General features: G+C 46.2%; 18 protein-coding genes (1 of these 18 only partly in view). 13 read left to right on the top strand and 5 right to left on the bottom strand.

The annotated features are described in order from the left end of the window. The first annotated feature begins 2 nt into the window (after nucleotides 1-2). The 3 genes from narJ to MHB82_RS19205 are packed head-to-tail and all read left to right on the top strand — an operon-like array spanning nucleotide 3 to nucleotide 2,881. Entirely contained in the window at nucleotides 3-641 is a 639-nt protein-coding gene (narJ, locus tag MHB82_RS19215) for a nitrate reductase molybdenum cofactor assembly chaperone (RefSeq protein ID WP_341175625.1), read from the top strand. Next, nucleotides 638-1,369 carry a respiratory nitrate reductase subunit gamma gene (gene narI, locus MHB82_RS19210; protein ID WP_341175624.1) on the top strand — a complete coding sequence of 244 codons (732 nt, stop codon included), beginning with the start codon at nucleotides 638-640 and terminating at the stop codon, nucleotides 1,367-1,369. Before narJ ends, narI begins: the two co-directional genes overlap by 4 nt. Further along, nucleotides 1,370-2,881 carry an MFS transporter gene (locus tag MHB82_RS19205; protein WP_341175623.1) on the top strand — a complete coding sequence of 504 codons (1,512 nt, stop codon included), beginning with the start codon at nucleotides 1,370-1,372 and terminating at the stop codon, nucleotides 2,879-2,881. 91 nt (nucleotides 2,882-2,972) lie between these two features. On the opposite strand, the gene MHB82_RS19200 is transcribed toward MHB82_RS19205, so the two are convergent. Then, nucleotides 2,973-3,680: a Crp/Fnr family transcriptional regulator gene (locus MHB82_RS19200; protein ID WP_095361829.1), complete on the bottom strand. Its 708-nt coding sequence runs from the start codon at nucleotides 3,678-3,680 to the stop codon at nucleotides 2,973-2,975. Between the two features lie 49 nt (nucleotides 3,681-3,729). On the opposite strand from MHB82_RS19200, the gene MHB82_RS19195 reads away from it, so the two are divergent. Continuing rightward, nucleotides 3,730-4,452, top strand: coding sequence for a YwiC-like family protein (locus MHB82_RS19195; protein ID WP_341175622.1), 723 nt, complete (start codon nucleotides 3,730-3,732; stop codon nucleotides 4,450-4,452). A gap of 195 nt (nucleotides 4,453-4,647) precedes the next feature. Further along, nucleotides 4,648-5,379 (top strand): ZIP family metal transporter, encoded by a 732-nt coding sequence (locus tag MHB82_RS19190; RefSeq protein ID WP_110758872.1) that lies wholly within the window; start codon nucleotides 4,648-4,650, stop codon nucleotides 5,377-5,379. A 114-nt stretch (nucleotides 5,380-5,493) separates the two neighbouring features. Here MHB82_RS19190 and MHB82_RS19185 read toward each other — a convergent pair whose 3' ends face one another. From MHB82_RS19185 to MHB82_RS19175, 3 genes are all read right to left on the bottom strand, one after another. Beyond that, nucleotides 5,494-5,919, bottom strand: a complete 426-nt coding sequence (locus MHB82_RS19185; RefSeq protein ID WP_110758870.1) for a YlbF family regulator — start codon at nucleotides 5,917-5,919, stop codon at nucleotides 5,494-5,496. Nucleotides 5,920-6,048: 129 nt separating this feature from the next. Continuing rightward, on the bottom strand, nucleotides 6,049-6,732 hold the full coding sequence (locus tag MHB82_RS19180) for a Crp/Fnr family transcriptional regulator (RefSeq protein WP_341175621.1): 684 nt from the start codon (nucleotides 6,730-6,732) through the stop codon (nucleotides 6,049-6,051). Between the two features lie 57 nt (nucleotides 6,733-6,789). After that, nucleotides 6,790-7,767 (bottom strand): multicopper oxidase domain-containing protein, encoded by a 978-nt coding sequence (locus MHB82_RS19175; protein ID WP_341175620.1) that lies wholly within the window; start codon nucleotides 7,765-7,767, stop codon nucleotides 6,790-6,792. A 303-nt stretch (nucleotides 7,768-8,070) separates the two neighbouring features. Here MHB82_RS19175 and MHB82_RS19170 point away from each other — a divergent pair, with 303 nt between their 5' ends. The 7 genes from MHB82_RS19170 to MHB82_RS19140 are packed head-to-tail and all read left to right on the top strand — an operon-like array spanning nucleotide 8,071 to nucleotide 13,133. Beyond that, the gene (locus MHB82_RS19170) at nucleotides 8,071-8,679 is read left to right on the top strand and encodes a hypothetical protein (RefSeq protein ID WP_095361823.1); all 609 of its coding nucleotides are present in this window, start codon (nucleotides 8,071-8,073) and stop codon (nucleotides 8,677-8,679) included. Between the two features lie 34 nt (nucleotides 8,680-8,713). Beyond that, nucleotides 8,714-9,367 carry a hypothetical protein gene (locus tag MHB82_RS19165; RefSeq protein ID WP_341175619.1) on the top strand — a complete coding sequence of 218 codons (654 nt, stop codon included), beginning with the start codon at nucleotides 8,714-8,716 and terminating at the stop codon, nucleotides 9,365-9,367. Next, nucleotides 9,364-9,921: a hypothetical protein gene (locus tag MHB82_RS19160; RefSeq protein ID WP_341175618.1), complete on the top strand. Its 558-nt coding sequence runs from the start codon at nucleotides 9,364-9,366 to the stop codon at nucleotides 9,919-9,921. Before MHB82_RS19165 ends, MHB82_RS19160 begins: the two co-directional genes overlap by 4 nt. 55 nt (nucleotides 9,922-9,976) lie before the next feature. Then, entirely contained in the window at nucleotides 9,977-10,711 is a 735-nt protein-coding gene (locus tag MHB82_RS19155; RefSeq protein ID WP_341175617.1) for an SMI1/KNR4 family protein, read from the top strand. Between the two features lie 21 nt (nucleotides 10,712-10,732). Continuing rightward, nucleotides 10,733-12,034 (top strand): hypothetical protein, encoded by a 1,302-nt coding sequence (locus tag MHB82_RS19150; protein ID WP_341175616.1) that lies wholly within the window; start codon nucleotides 10,733-10,735, stop codon nucleotides 12,032-12,034. 44 nt (nucleotides 12,035-12,078) lie between these two features. After that, on the top strand, nucleotides 12,079-12,525 hold the full coding sequence (locus MHB82_RS19145) for a hypothetical protein (RefSeq protein WP_341175615.1): 447 nt from the start codon (nucleotides 12,079-12,081) through the stop codon (nucleotides 12,523-12,525). Beyond that, the gene (locus MHB82_RS19140; RefSeq protein WP_341175614.1) at nucleotides 12,522-13,133 is read left to right on the top strand and encodes an SMI1/KNR4 family protein; all 612 of its coding nucleotides are present in this window, start codon (nucleotides 12,522-12,524) and stop codon (nucleotides 13,131-13,133) included. Before MHB82_RS19145 ends, MHB82_RS19140 begins: the two co-directional genes overlap by 4 nt. A gap of 62 nt (nucleotides 13,134-13,195) precedes the next feature. Here MHB82_RS19140 and MHB82_RS19135 read toward each other — a convergent pair whose 3' ends face one another. Next, nucleotides 13,196-13,495, bottom strand: coding sequence for a hypothetical protein (locus tag MHB82_RS19135; RefSeq protein WP_341175613.1), 300 nt, complete (start codon nucleotides 13,493-13,495; stop codon nucleotides 13,196-13,198). A 106-nt stretch (nucleotides 13,496-13,601) separates the two neighbouring features. Between MHB82_RS19135 and MHB82_RS19130 the strand changes: the two genes are divergently transcribed. Next, nucleotides 13,602-13,668, top strand: the beginning of a protein-coding gene (locus tag MHB82_RS19130) for a hypothetical protein (protein ID WP_341175612.1). The gene runs 410 nt beyond the window's last position; the window shows 67 of its 477 coding nt (coding positions 1-67); its start codon is at nucleotides 13,602-13,604; its stop codon lies off the right edge, out of view.

Here is a 13,668-nt window from a genome sequence, read left to right as displayed (position 1 = left end):
CGATGGCGACCAATATGAATACGGAATGGAGTCAGGCATCGGATGAACGAATGGATGAGGCCAGAAAAGCATGTAAGCTGACCTCCTATCTGCTGCAATATCCAGATCCTGCGTGGAGGGAAGGATTGCGGGGTGTACGAACTGCTGTGCAATCCCTTACGGATGAAACAATGAAAAAAATTCTTCTGACCTTCGTGGGTGAAGCGGAATCAGTAGATTCCACGTATTGGCAGGACAAATACGTACGGACATTTGATTTTGACAAAAAATCAAATCTGTACTTAACCTATGCTCTCTATGGTGACGAAAGAGACCGTGGACCGGCACTAATTGAATTAAAGCGCAGATACGAAGCTGCGGGATTCTACATGGAATTGAATGAACTGCCCGATTATTTACCCATGGTGCTTGAATTTATAGCGGAGGCTCCTTCTGAAGATGCTTTTGGAGTGATATCGAGTTGTTATAAGTCTTTGGTAACGATCACAGATAGTGTATTAGGGCAGAAGAGTCCCTACGGTCCATTGTTGGAGCAAGTGCTGAAGGTTATCCCTAAGCCAGCTCATGTTGACGAAGAAGTTCATGACCACTCTGCAGCAGCCCATACCGTGCCAATCTGGATGGGGAGGGGAAGCCGATGAGTACACCGGACTTGTTCTTATGGGTGGCTCTCCCATACATGGTTCTCATTTTTTGTGTCACTGCAACCATATGGAGGTACGTGACGAATCCGTTCAGTTGGACATCCAAGTCCAGTGAGATGTTAGAAAAACGCATGCTGAAATGGGGAAGCTTGCTGTTTCATATTGGCATCTTCGCAGTGATCTGCGGCCATATTGCCGGATTAATTGTTCCGGTAGAATTCTATCGCTGGATCGGGCTAAGTGACGAAGGTTATCATCTGATTGCCATAGCGGGCGGGTTGCCTGCGGGGATTATCGCATTTGCCGGGGGAGTCATACTACTGGTGCGTAGATATGTGGCCACCAAAGTACGAGCGACGAGCAGTGTAGGGGACTGGATGGCCCTCATCATGCTTCTTGTTGTCATCATAACCGGCATATTGGCGACATCTGCAAATGCGATGAACCATACGGGCTTTGATTACCGTACGACAATTAACCCTTGGCTGCGCGGTTTGATGGTATTTCAGCCTGATCCAACGCTGATGGTGACCGTGCCTATGAACTTTAAAGTACACATCCTGCTTTCGTTTGTCCTGTACTGCGTTTTTCCGTTTACGCGTCTTGTGCATATGCTGAGCATGCCGCTCGGCTACCTCAAGCGAAGCTACGTATTGTACCGCAGACGTGACGGATCTGTTTATCCGGATCCAAAAGCAAAACCGAACAAAGAAAGGGCGATGTAGATGCAAAACAAAGGCAAAGTCCAACTGCCCTTGCAGACGGCAAGTTTGGTTCTGGGCTTCATGGTGTGGGTTATACTGTCTTCCTTAATGCCATTTATTAAGGAGGATATTGCGTTAACCTCTTCGCAGCTAGCCTGGTCTACAGCCATCCCTGTTCTCATTGGCTCCGTTGCCCGTATCCCCATTGGATACTGGACGAACCGATATGGAGCACGCAATATTTTTATGATCAGTTTTGTTCTGCTGCTCGCGCCAGTATGGTGGATCAGTCGATCCACTTCTTTTCTGGATTTGATTATAGGTGGCTTTTTTCTCGGGATTGGCGGAGCGGTATTTTCTGTAGGCGTAACTTCACTGCCCAAATATTATCCAAAAGAGAAACATGGGTTTGTTAATGGGATCTATGGTATCGGTAATCTGGGAACGGCATTGTCTGCTTTTGGTGCCCCACTGATTGCGGATCACATAGGGTGGTCCAAAACGGTTCTTCTGTACAGCATTTTGCTGCTGGGAATAGCCGCTTTGAATTTTGTATTGGGCGACAAACAGGAAACAAGGGTTAACGTGCCGCTAATTCAACAATTAAAAGCGGTATCGCGTAGCCCTAAATTATGGCTGCTCTGTTTATTTTACTTCCTGACCTTTGGTTCCTTCGTAGCATTCACCGTGTACCTTCCCAATTTCCTGGTCAGTCACTTTCAGATGGATAAAGTGGATGCAGGGATACGCACAGCGGGATTCATCCTGGTTGCTACCATTATGCGTCCGGTCGGTGGCTGGCTTGGAGACCGATTTAATTCTTTTAAAATACTGATGTTTGTATTCGGTGGTTTAACGGTAGCGGCGATCGTATTATCCTTCGCTCCGTCAATCTACATGTATACGGTTGGCTGCCTGACCGTAGCCTTATGCGCCGGTACAGGAAACGGAACTATTTTTAAATTGGTCCCAATGTATTTCGTTAAACAACCAGGTGTCGCTAACGGTATTATATCTGCAATGGGGGGACTCGGTGGCTTTTTCCCGCCACTAATGTTGACGCTGCTCTACAGCATGACAGGTCACTATGCGATTGGATTCATGGCACTCTCCATGGTTGCACTGGTAAGTTTGGTACTTGTCTTCTGGATGTTCTACGAAGAGAAGCTTCAGCTGTCCGCAAGCATACTGGAAAATACGATTGAGGCTATCCTGATTACGGATACAAACAGCGTTATTCGCTCAGTGAATCCGGCATTTACGGCAGTCACCGGTTATCGATCCGATGAAGCGGTGGGACAGAAGCCGAGCTTGCTGAAATCAGGTAAACAGGATAAATCGTTCTACGAACAGCTATGGGCTGATCTGAAGCAGCAAGGGTACTGGCAGGGAGAGATATGGAATCGGAAGAAAAACGGAGAGATATATCTGGAATGGCTGAGTATTACAGCGATCCGCAATGAAGCAGGGGAAGTAAAGTTCTACGCGGGCATGTTCAGTGATATGGGAAAAAGGGATCTTCCTTCAGCATAGTAGCCACATGACAGGATAAATACAGCAAAAGACCTTAACAACATGCCACTCTTGTTAAGGTCTTTTCATTCGTAAATAGATGTATACCATGCTAGGGTCTAGTATCACGCTGATGCTTCAAGGCCTGCAGATCATGGATGATGATCTGTCTCCGATCGACTTCGAGCAGATTTTCCTTGGTGAGCTGATTCAACAAACGATTGGCGGTTTCCCTGGTCGTGCCAATGGAATTGGCAAATTCCTGGTGCGTCATGGGCAGGTCGATAATGATTTTTTGACCGGAAAGCTGACCGTGCTGCTCTGCCAACATCAGCAGGAAGGACAGCACGCGGTTCCGGACATCCTGGCCGGAGAGCACTTGCAGTTTATCCTGCAGTTCGCGGATTTTATCGCCGAGGACCCGCATAATTTTGATCGCAATGGATGGCGTATTTAGCATAAGACGTTCAAACAATCTGACCGGAATGGCAATCAGTTCAGCTGGAGTAATGGCTTCTGCTGTAGCGGGATAAGGATGGGTATTGAAGAACCCCGTATGTGGGAACATATCTCCCGTTTTCAGGAAGGAAACGATCTGCTCGTGCCCATTCTCATCCGTTTTATATGCTTTTACGATGCCGGTTCGGATAAAAAATACAGCTTCCTTTTCGCTACCTTCGGCAAAAATGACCATTTTTTTATGAATGCTTCTGGAAATGGCGATATCTTCAACCTGCTTCAATTCCTCAGGACTTAGATCCTGAAAAATGGGGAACTGTTGAAGAAACTCTGCTGCCGTATCTTTGTTTTCCCTGCGCATTATGATTCTTCCTTTCTATATCCTTATCAATTAGGAGGTCAATGGTGAAGTGACAGTACATAAAATTGTTATTCCACATGAACATGGCGGTTGGGCCATGGTAAGTGTGCCTTTTGCGGCAGGCGTAATGGCCAGCGGACCACAGTGGCTGCATTTGCCACTATCCATGGCATGGCTTGGGCTATACCTGGCGGCGTACCCTTTGCTGCAATCTCTTAAAAGAAAAGCGGATCTTCGACGCCTGTACACATGGGCGGTGATATATAGTATGGCTGCAGTGGTATGTCTGGTCCCCCCGTTAATCGGACATCCTTCCATACTGGCATTTGCCCCGGTTCTGGTCATATTATTGCTCGTTAATATCTGGCATGTCAGACACAAGGCTGAGCGTTCGCTTACGAATGATCTATGCGCCATGTTGATGTTCTCGCTTGGAGGTGCAGCAGCATATCTCATTGGATCAGGAGTATGGGATTACCGGATGGCGATCGTGCTGTTGTTTTCCTTTTTACATTTTACAGGAAGTACGTTCTTTGTGAAATCAGTCTTCCGGGAGCGAAACAACAAACGCTGGGTAACAATGACCCGTCTGCTGCATATTATCCTGCTCATCATTCCCGTCATCGCCGGATATCCATGGATGAGCTTAGCGTATATCTACTCAGCTGTTCGAGCATTTCTATATGCTGGTCGCACTTTGCGTCCGATGAAAGTGGGTATGATTGAGATTGCTGCCGCGGTGCAATTCCTGATTTGGTTTGCTCTCTTTTAATCAACATCATTTTATCATAACGTGATATTAGAAATGAACGAGTGACATAGATCACATGGGATGTGATGAGGAATACTAACGATCAGACAAGATGGGTTGTATCTTGCAGCAAGTGCTACCCGATATGTTTTTGCGGCAGCAAGGCAGGTTAATGAAAGGATAGATGTGATATAGACATGAGAGGGGATGACCCGAATGTGGACTGCATTCATGTGGGGAGGCATCTCCGCTTCAGCAGTAGTTATTGGTGCACTTGCTGCACTGTTTCTCAAGATTCCGAAACGAGTGATTGGCTGGATTATGGCCTTCGGTACGGGGACATTAATTGGGGCAGCTTCATTTGAGCTGATTGGAGATGCATTGAATGATGGCGGAATTGTCCCAACAGCCATAGGGTTTACGGCGGGTGCTGTAGTGTATACCTTGTTCGACCTGCTTATTTCCAGTAAGGGTGGTGCCGGACGTAAACGTTCAGCACATCCGAAACCCGGAGGCAGCAGCCAAAGCGGGCTCGGCATTTTTGCGGGAACAGTGATGGATGCCATTCCTGAATCCATCATGCTTGGTGCTAGCTTGCTGACCGGAAAAGGCGTGAGCGTAGTACTCATCGTTTCTATATTCGTCAGCAATATCCCGGAGGGTTTGTCCAGCACTGTTGGTTTGCGAGGCAATCATTACACCAAGTCCAGAATCATATGGATGTGGCTTGGTGTACTATTGATTTCTGCACTTGCAGCCTTGTGCGGATATCTTTTTCTCGAACAGCTTCCGGATGAGATGGCTGCGGCCATTGGGGCATTTGCAGGCGGCGGTATTATAGCCATGATCTGTTCTACCATGATGCCTGAAGCTTTTGAAGAAGGTGGTCCTGTCGTGGGCTTCATTGCTTCCATGGGGCTTCTTGTATCCCTGCTGCTTGATCTGTAAGATCTCCACGAAAAAAGCAACATAGCAAAAAAAGAGTATCCGCTCAAGTAATTTTGAGGTACGGATACTCTTTTGCTTACCAATGCATATACATTGTTCCCCAGTGACCATTGACTAGTGATTGCTTGAACAGTTCCCTCCACAACCACATGCTTCCTTATATACTTCGCCCGGTTTGGGCAGTCGGTTTAACTCAACGGACTTGGTGAAATACTGGCTGATCTGCTGATGCATCTGGCTAAACTCACGCTGTGCATACATGAATCTGCGAATAAGCGGGTGATCGTAGAGGGCACGTTCTTCTTGTTCGTACACCTGCATTTCAGATGTCAGCAATTCAATATTTTGACGTTCTTTTTCTTCCAGAGCCTGATGCTTCTCCATAAACTGCTCATATTGCGCTGTAGCCTGCTCATCTGCGGCAAACTGATCAATCATCTCCCGCATCTCACGGTAACCTTCATCCTGTAATAACACGGAGCATAATTCCTCCATTTTTAGCATGATCGCCTGTTTGTCCATTTTTACGATTGTACTCATCTTGTTAACCTCCTGTAGAGTGGTTTCTCTTACGTATCACTGTATACCTGATCCCCATAGTGCACTGTGACGATACTCACATCTTGTGTGAAATATGTAACGTTTCCTGTCAGGATTCTCTATACCGAGTTATTGGATTCGTTGCTGAAGCTCTTCCAGTTGAAGAAGGTGAATGACATTCCCAGCTACCTGAAGCAGACCTTCGGACTGCATAATGGCCAGTTTGCGGCTCAAGGTTTCGGGCGTAATGCCTACCAGTAATGCTAGATCCTTTTTAAAAACAGGAAGCTTGATTCCATCTGTCTCTATATTTTTCACATGAAAATTCAATAATAGTTTAGTAATTCGTTGTTCAGGGTTCATGGAACTGAGGGCGGTATTCCATTCTTCAGATTGTTCAAGAAGTTCGGTGACAGCTAGAAGAAAATGATAAGCAAGCTTCGGATCATGTTCTATCAATTGGTCAAAATCCTGCCTATGAAGGGTGCATAAACTTGATGTTTCCAATACTTCTGCATGAAATCCATACGGTTTTTGATGTAACAGAGCGTCATGCCCGAAGAAATCACCAGGAAACAGAAAACGGACAATGTGCTCCTTGCCGTTTTCGGTGTATTTGGATAATTTCACACATCCCTGATGAACCATGTATAACTTAGCTGAACCTTCTCCTTCCTTCACGACCATTTCCCCTTTATGAAAGACCTGCGATTGCAGCAGGGAAACGAGCAGGGATGATGCTTCAGGTCCAAGGTGCTGAAAAAGGGGGACTTTGACATGGCAGGGAGTCTTACCCTGAGAACTACATAGCATGATCAAAATTCACCTCGCAGGGTTCAAATTTTTTATTGTTTAAGCACGGAGACGGACTTAATGCTGCATCGCTTTACCACCGTGATCCTTGCCATCAGAGGTAACTCGCAAAACAGCTGAAGCACCCTTGGATACATGGTTAAACTGATGAGTTACAATGGGATAATCGCCCTCTTCTGTTACGGTAAACTCAACGACTGCACCTCCGCTCGCAGGAAGCATAACGGTCTGTAATCCATATTGGATATTGCGGGGATTTCCATCCGTGTAAACCCGGTCCATAATGGTCCCTACCACATGGAAGGACGAAACTTCGTTCGGCCCTGCATTGCTGACATATATTCGAACCGTATCCCCCGTTTTAGCGAGCAAAGGAGAATTGACCAGTCCATAGTCGTTGCCATTAAAGACAACATAATCCGGCTCATCATTCATAAAAGCATCGTAGCTATGCTCTTTGTACCATTCACTTTGTACGAGTGTGTATTCCCGATCAATCTGTCCGTCAGAAGGGTAGCCGGCCTTCGGTTCAACAATAATCATGCCATACATACCGTTTGCAATATGGGCAAGTACCGGACTGGTTCCGCAATGATACATGAAGACTCCGGGCGACGATGTGCTATAAGTGAATGTACCCTCCTCACCTGGCATAACGTCGACGAATTTGCTGCTTGGTGAAGCGTGTACGGCATGGAAATCCATAGAATGGGGCAAGGAAGAATCCTTATTTTTCAAAGTGAAAATCAGTGTGTCACCTTCGGTTACGCGCAGAACGGGTCCAGGTGCAGTGCCGTTAAAAGTCCAGGCATTATAGACGACACCTGCGGAGATCTCGATATCGGTCACTTGGGCCGTCATCTCGATGTATACGTTAGTGCCTTCTCTACGGATGATGGGGTCAACAGGTTGATGACTGATTGAGTCAACAGGAGCAGTATCGTGATGATCCGGTTTATCTATTTCTGCAGCATTGCAATGGGATAGGACGGCCGTACTTAATGCCAATGCGAAAGACAATTTGATGAGACTCATCCAGGAGAACATGGGAACACAACCTTATTTAAGTGATATCATTCACAAACTAATCAATATCTTGCTGCAGCCATGTCTAGTGTACGACAGTTCAGTGGAGACAGGTGTGACGTGAAACACATTCCCCAGAGGCTCGATATTCAAAATTTCCGCAGACATAGTCATGTTTCTTGTACTACGCGATGGAGTTACTTATAATTTTAGGTAGCGCCGGATGGGAAATATTGAGGGTTGAAATTTCTGTTTACTGCCATGTGGATGAAAGCCGAATAAAATTCAGTCAAGAAAGGAGTCGTTTTATTAATGAAGCGATTTGTGGACGAAGGGGCCTATAAATATAATTTTTATTGGGTACTCCGCCGAGGTGAGCGTGTGGATGTCACATGTCAATCGTGCGGTGGTCATGCGTATATTGAAGAATGTCAGGATGAAATCACGTGGAAGTGCCCGTCATGTTATGCGCATGGGGTGGAGAAACAAGTGTATCAGTATCATGCCAAGGGTAGTTGTGCTCTCTGTGAACGATGGTTCAATGTTGAAGTAACAGATGAGAAAAAAGTATCACATAAATCAACGCACATCCATTGTCCACATTGCGGCGCAGTCAATCAGGCCGAGCTGCATAGCAAGCCGGTTAGCAGAAGATATATTATGGATACCCGTGACGGGAGAGACCCCGTTTTTGGGATGGAGTTATATTTCCTGGATCACGTTCGAGGCAAATTGGTATGGGCTGTTAACAGGGCACATTTAAATTATCTGATTTCGTATGTTTCCGCTGATCTGCGGGTACGACGTGGAAATGTGCCGTTAAAAACAGCATCACACTATCTACCTGTATATATGAAGGAAGCAAAAAACAGGGATCAAATGGTGCGTACACTCACCAAGCTTCAGCACAAGACGGGCTAAGGTTGGTGCTGTACATGTTTGAAGGAGGAAAGGAATGAAATTGCGCGGCAAGCTGCTTACTTTGGCTATTATTTTAGGGATCCTGATGATCCCGGCTTTTTTTATTTTGCAGGCGTTCGGCGTGTTCCAAAAAGAAAAAGTTTTATCGGACTATGCGCTCGCGATAGATGTGGATGGAAAACCGTATGCTGCATGGCCGCTTATTAACAGTTTCGCTGCCATGGATAAGAGTGGAGACCATCCCCAGCTGTATTACCGGGTAGATATGAGCGATATTAACTACCTTTTTCAATTGGCTTATCAGGAGTACGACATTTCACCCGACAATGAGAATCCCTATTTGGCAGGGAAGGTGGACTACCATAGCCTTGAAACCACGTATGTGAAATCGGAAATGGAATATTCCAATGCCAAGGATTACACCACCTTCCTTCATTTTTACAACAAAGAAGGACAGGAGATTTATACTTATGAATCTACGGGCAAAGGCGATGGGAATCTGGTACAATCCATTATTCACCAAGGGATGACACGCTCCCATAACGGAGGAAGTGAACCGGCACGTGACCCGTACCTGAACATTACGGCACTATTTCACGATAAGCTGAATGTGGATGTCAACCTGACCGTAGATGAAGAAAAGAAAATCGTATGGATACGAATGAATAAAGCGGAGGCGAGACCATGAATTTGTTTGGCGTACATAATGGACCTGCATATCTGGAAGGGATCATTAAGAAAGTAACGGATGGGGAGAACCAGGAAGTGGAGTGGAAAGGCAAGCTGCAAATGAGTGATGGGCATGACAAGTTCCATATCTTTTATTATGGTGACTTGATGGAAGATGATCTGATAACCTGGCAGGATTCGACACCGTTACTTGTATATGCCGAGCACACGGTGACCGGAGAGCGTTACCTGCTTATTGATGCAGCCAAACATGGTTATGATGCGATGCTGTGTGAAACTTATCCTGAGGAAGAGCTAAGCAAAAGGACACTGCGTCCTTATCTGGATGTAGAAGGAGAAGATACGTTTGAAGTTCACTTGTCCGCCTTTTATAACGTTCCATGGGATGAGGAATTCGGTGAAGATGTGGATGAAGACGGAACCTACGAATTGATTACGGGTGAACATATGGAATTTGACCAGGTTAAACGGGATGGATATGATGCATTCTCGATTAGGATCGTGAATCGTAAAGGCGTAACAACGGAAATTGTTCAGGAGGAGCTTGCCTGATTGTTCATTTGAATTATAGGACAGAGATCTGATTGGAAGATAGGAGATGTCGTTCATGTACGTGGTAACTCATAGGTTAAAACCGGTATCTGCGGAGGAGCTTGGACATTTTGAGCAGCAGTATTCTGTATCATTGCCTGCATCCTATCGTCAGTGGCTTGAACAATACGGAGAAGGAACCTATTCGGGTTGGATGAATATCCAGCGGCCCGATCAGGAGGTATTGAAGCCTTTTGCAGAGTATGATTTTTGGATGCACACCGACGATACGCCTGTCAGTCAAGATCAGCTGAAGGAGTGCATTAGTATTGGCAGCTCTGTGGATGGAGATTTTCTGGCCATTCATCCGGAGATTGACGGGCTGCTGTGGCTCCCTCGCCACGATGAACAGATTACGTTGTGGGAACATTCCGAATCGGAATTTGGAGATATGCTGGATAAGATCTATGGTGGATACTACCGCCAAGCTGCTCCAAGCACGCTAAGATATTATGAACCGTGGAATGAGCTGAGGAATCATATCTTTTACCACTTGCAGGATAACGGGGAAGGGCTCTCCCTACACCGCTTGTCCAAGTTATGCCAATCGCAGTTCAAGTGGGATGCCGTGATGGAAAATGAATATACCTGTAAGCTGTTTATGGCTTCGATCGGTGGATACCTGCGTTTTAATTACGCGTATGGGAGAGAAGTTGCTCTTTTCTATGAGCAAACGGACGGCAACCGAGGCACGACAGATTATGACATCGAACAATTTTTGCTGGCACATCACTGTAAAATGATGAATTGACACGGAGTGGAGGAATCATGGATGAGTTGGTTAAATGAACAGATCGCGGAGCAGTGGAGGAATGAAGGGAGACGCTATGCCCAGAGTGTAAATGATTTTGTGCGCAGAGGTATGGCGGGAGAAGAGCCGGATGAATCCGAACTGACAGACGACGGAAGAGCCGGAATCAGTGCGCAAGTATGGGACATGGTGAAAAAGGCCAATGAGCAGAACGATCTGCAAAGGCTGCGCACGGAGTTGCCAGCAGCGACATGGCCTTTCAGTGAAACCTTCCAGTCATCCATGCAGGCCGTGCGTATAGCCGGATATCTGAACAACAGTACCGTTGTATTCAATAGTGGTTTTCATACGGATCAAGGATGTGTGTATACTGCGGATTCCGAGCAAGTACTTTCTTTTCCGCAATATCAATTTGCGGGGCAGTCCCCGGATGCTGCACAGTATGCTCTAGCAGGCAGTGAAGGGATTCGGGTGATAACACATCCAGATCGTCATCTGGAAGGAAAAGAAGTGGCCATGTTCCGCTGGGACGAGATTCAATCGGCCATTCATCAGGCGCTGCCTCGAATTGAATCTCTTGCAGACTGTGAATACCCGGAGCGTACACTTGAAGGGCTTATTCCATTTAATGAAGGTCAGGCACTCCTCATTTTGTCCACTTACGGAATTTATCTGGTGAAACATGGCAAGGTATCTCCAATTCATCCTGATCCTGCAGAGGTGGAGGAGCATGAATTGGAGGATACACAAATTTCCATGGGTCACGCTGCGGTATCACAGGCTGGACGATGGATTGCGTTTGGCAGTCAGGTCAGTGACCATATGCTTCTGGATCTTGAACGTAATCATACTTATTCGCTCTATCCGGAGTCCAGCTATCCGCATCATGCGTTATTTACCAGAGATAGCCTGAAGGTATGGTTTAATGCATGTCATTTATATAATGGAGTTACAATGCAGGTGGAATTGAGTGAAGTGGAAGGCAATCAATCCAGAGAAGATTGGCCGATAATGGATGAGATTGCTCGTGTCTACGCTTCGGTAGAAATACCTGAAGGCATGGTTCTTGGTGATGCTTACGGCTATCTCAAATGTATAGATAAGAAGGGTCAGGAAGTTTGGAGACATTTTGTAGGCAGCACCATCTATTCACTGGCACTTTCGTCTGACCAATCCAGGCTTGCTGTAGGTACGTTTGGAGGCATGGTGCATATTCTTGATCTGCATGCTGACCATATGGATGACTATAGTATTGGAACAGGAACACTCCGTGAAGTAGAGCGCTTTATTGTGTGGCGTGGAGAGCAGCCTTTAAGATGGTAGAGTGGCGTGCTGTATAACATGCAAACAGAAATGGGGAACGCTCATTGAGAATTGAAGAAGCTGTCCTTTTGTTGAAATGTCATGCCTTTGTTCATAACGATCTGGATCATCCCAAGATGGAGAACGGCTTTCTGGGAAGCCTGCGCCCTTTTCGCGGACAGTTAATTGAAGATAACTTTCACGAGTTAATGGAAATTGTCCGCACGTTGGCACCACAACTTAAGCAGCCCGTACTAAACCGGGAAGTGATGTCCTGCTTATGGAGCATCATCCATTTGGGGCGAGCGTGGGCGATATTGCCTGATGGCATGCTGCGCAGGAACAAACTTATTTCGGATGAGCAGATTGCTTTAATGGAAGAATGGCTGGACCTTCTATCTTACGCCGTCATGATTCTGATTGAAGATGGCGGTGAAGAAGAAGCGTTCTGGGGATATAAGGAATATGTGAGGGAACAGGCAGAAAATGGTGAGAAGGGGAGAAGGTTGTGAAGTCAGATATACGCGAAAGAATGCATGAACTGTTGAATCATTTGAATGAATTATTGGATGTTAAAGTGAAGGATGAAGAGATTAGGCAGCTTTACAACGAGTATCAGGAGAAGAAAGGAGCCTCTGAGGATCGTTTGGCTGCTTTTGAAACCGAGATGGATGTCCGGCTGCCCGAAGATTTTCGCGAATTCTACAAATGTAAAGATGGTAGCGGTTATGCCTTTCATATCCTGTATCCCGGAGATGCCGAGAGAGAGGAATGCACCCCGTTTTACATGATGTCACTTGATGAGATACGGGAAACCAAGCAATATTTCTGTGAGCGTGATGAGAAGCTGAGTGAGTATTATTCCGCAGAAGAGATCAGCAAACTTGACCCCGAGATCAAACCTTATTTATTTCATAAACCGTGGATTCCCTTTGCGACAATGGCCGGTGGTTCCCTGTATTTGATGCTGGACGTTGACCCGTCAGAACAGGGGAGTTATGGCCAGATTATTATTTATGTACATGATCCCGATTTTGTTTATTTTATTACAGACACGTTCACTAACCTGCTGAAAGACTCTAATCGAAACCTGGAGATTATGGATGAGATTGAGTATTAGATAACTAGTGAAATTATAAATTGCAGGAACTGCCTGTAGCAGCTCCTGCACGATTCCAAATGTTATCCCTGCTGGAAAAAGCGATGACCGTGAAAACCTCCAGGACCTCCGCCATGTGGTCCACCGGGATAGCCGCCTCCAGGGAATGGTCCGTGATGTCCGCCTGGGTACCCGCCTCCCGGATATCCTCCATGCCACCAAGGACCGCCAAAGGGGATGGGCAAAGGCAGTGGGTAATATGGCGGGTATGGATAGGGGTACGGATAAGGATAGGGATAAGGGGGTGGCGGTGTTGGTGGATAATATGGATAAGGATACCCCGTAGAGGACGGAGATGAAGTCGAACCAGGTCCGTATGCCATGTGATCAGCCTCCTGTTATTGAATAGATGATATCAGCCTATGCCACAATGCAATCGCATGACACTGTAGAAATAGTCAGAGATATTGAACATGTAGGGGGATAGACATGAGAATAATACCTTTTCATACGGCTCCAACTGGCGATGCCTATAGATATTTAATTGATGAATTGA

It is taken from the genome of Paenibacillus sp. FSL K6-2862, from assembly GCF_038005125.1.
Classification (GTDB): domain Bacteria; phylum Bacillota; class Bacilli; order Paenibacillales; family Paenibacillaceae; genus Paenibacillus; species Paenibacillus illinoisensis_A.
The sequence above is the reverse complement of the archived record's forward strand: the minus strand, read 5'-3'. Positions and strand labels throughout refer to the sequence as shown.

Coding starts and splice junctions, on each gene's coding strand:
- narJ (WP_341175625.1), top strand. CDS start 3: ATGGCGACCAATATGAATACGGAATGGAGTCAGGCATCGGATGAACGA.
- narI (WP_341175624.1), top strand. CDS start 638: ATGAGTACACCGGACTTGTTCTTATGGGTGGCTCTCCCATACATGGTT.
- MHB82_RS19205 (WP_341175623.1), top strand. CDS start 1,370: ATGCAAAACAAAGGCAAAGTCCAACTGCCCTTGCAGACGGCAAGTTTG.
- MHB82_RS19200 (WP_095361829.1), bottom strand. CDS start 3,680: ATGCGCAGGGAAAACAAAGATACGGCAGCAGAGTTTCTTCAACAGTTC.
- MHB82_RS19190 (WP_110758872.1), top strand. CDS start 4,648: ATGTGGACTGCATTCATGTGGGGAGGCATCTCCGCTTCAGCAGTAGTT.
- MHB82_RS19185 (WP_110758870.1), bottom strand. CDS start 5,919: ATGAGTACAATCGTAAAAATGGACAAACAGGCGATCATGCTAAAAATG.
- MHB82_RS19180 (WP_341175621.1), bottom strand. CDS start 6,732: ATGCTATGTAGTTCTCAGGGTAAGACTCCCTGCCATGTCAAAGTCCCC.
- MHB82_RS19175 (WP_341175620.1), bottom strand. CDS start 7,767: ATGAGTCTCATCAAATTGTCTTTCGCATTGGCATTAAGTACGGCCGTC.
- MHB82_RS19170 (WP_095361823.1), top strand. CDS start 8,071: ATGAAGCGATTTGTGGACGAAGGGGCCTATAAATATAATTTTTATTGG.
- MHB82_RS19165 (WP_341175619.1), top strand. CDS start 8,714: ATGAAATTGCGCGGCAAGCTGCTTACTTTGGCTATTATTTTAGGGATC.
- MHB82_RS19160 (WP_341175618.1), top strand. CDS start 9,364: ATGAATTTGTTTGGCGTACATAATGGACCTGCATATCTGGAAGGGATC.
- MHB82_RS19155 (WP_341175617.1), top strand. CDS start 9,977: ATGTACGTGGTAACTCATAGGTTAAAACCGGTATCTGCGGAGGAGCTT.
- MHB82_RS19150 (WP_341175616.1), top strand. CDS start 10,733: ATGAGTTGGTTAAATGAACAGATCGCGGAGCAGTGGAGGAATGAAGGG.
- MHB82_RS19135 (WP_341175613.1), bottom strand. CDS start 13,495: ATGGCATACGGACCTGGTTCGACTTCATCTCCGTCCTCTACGGGGTAT.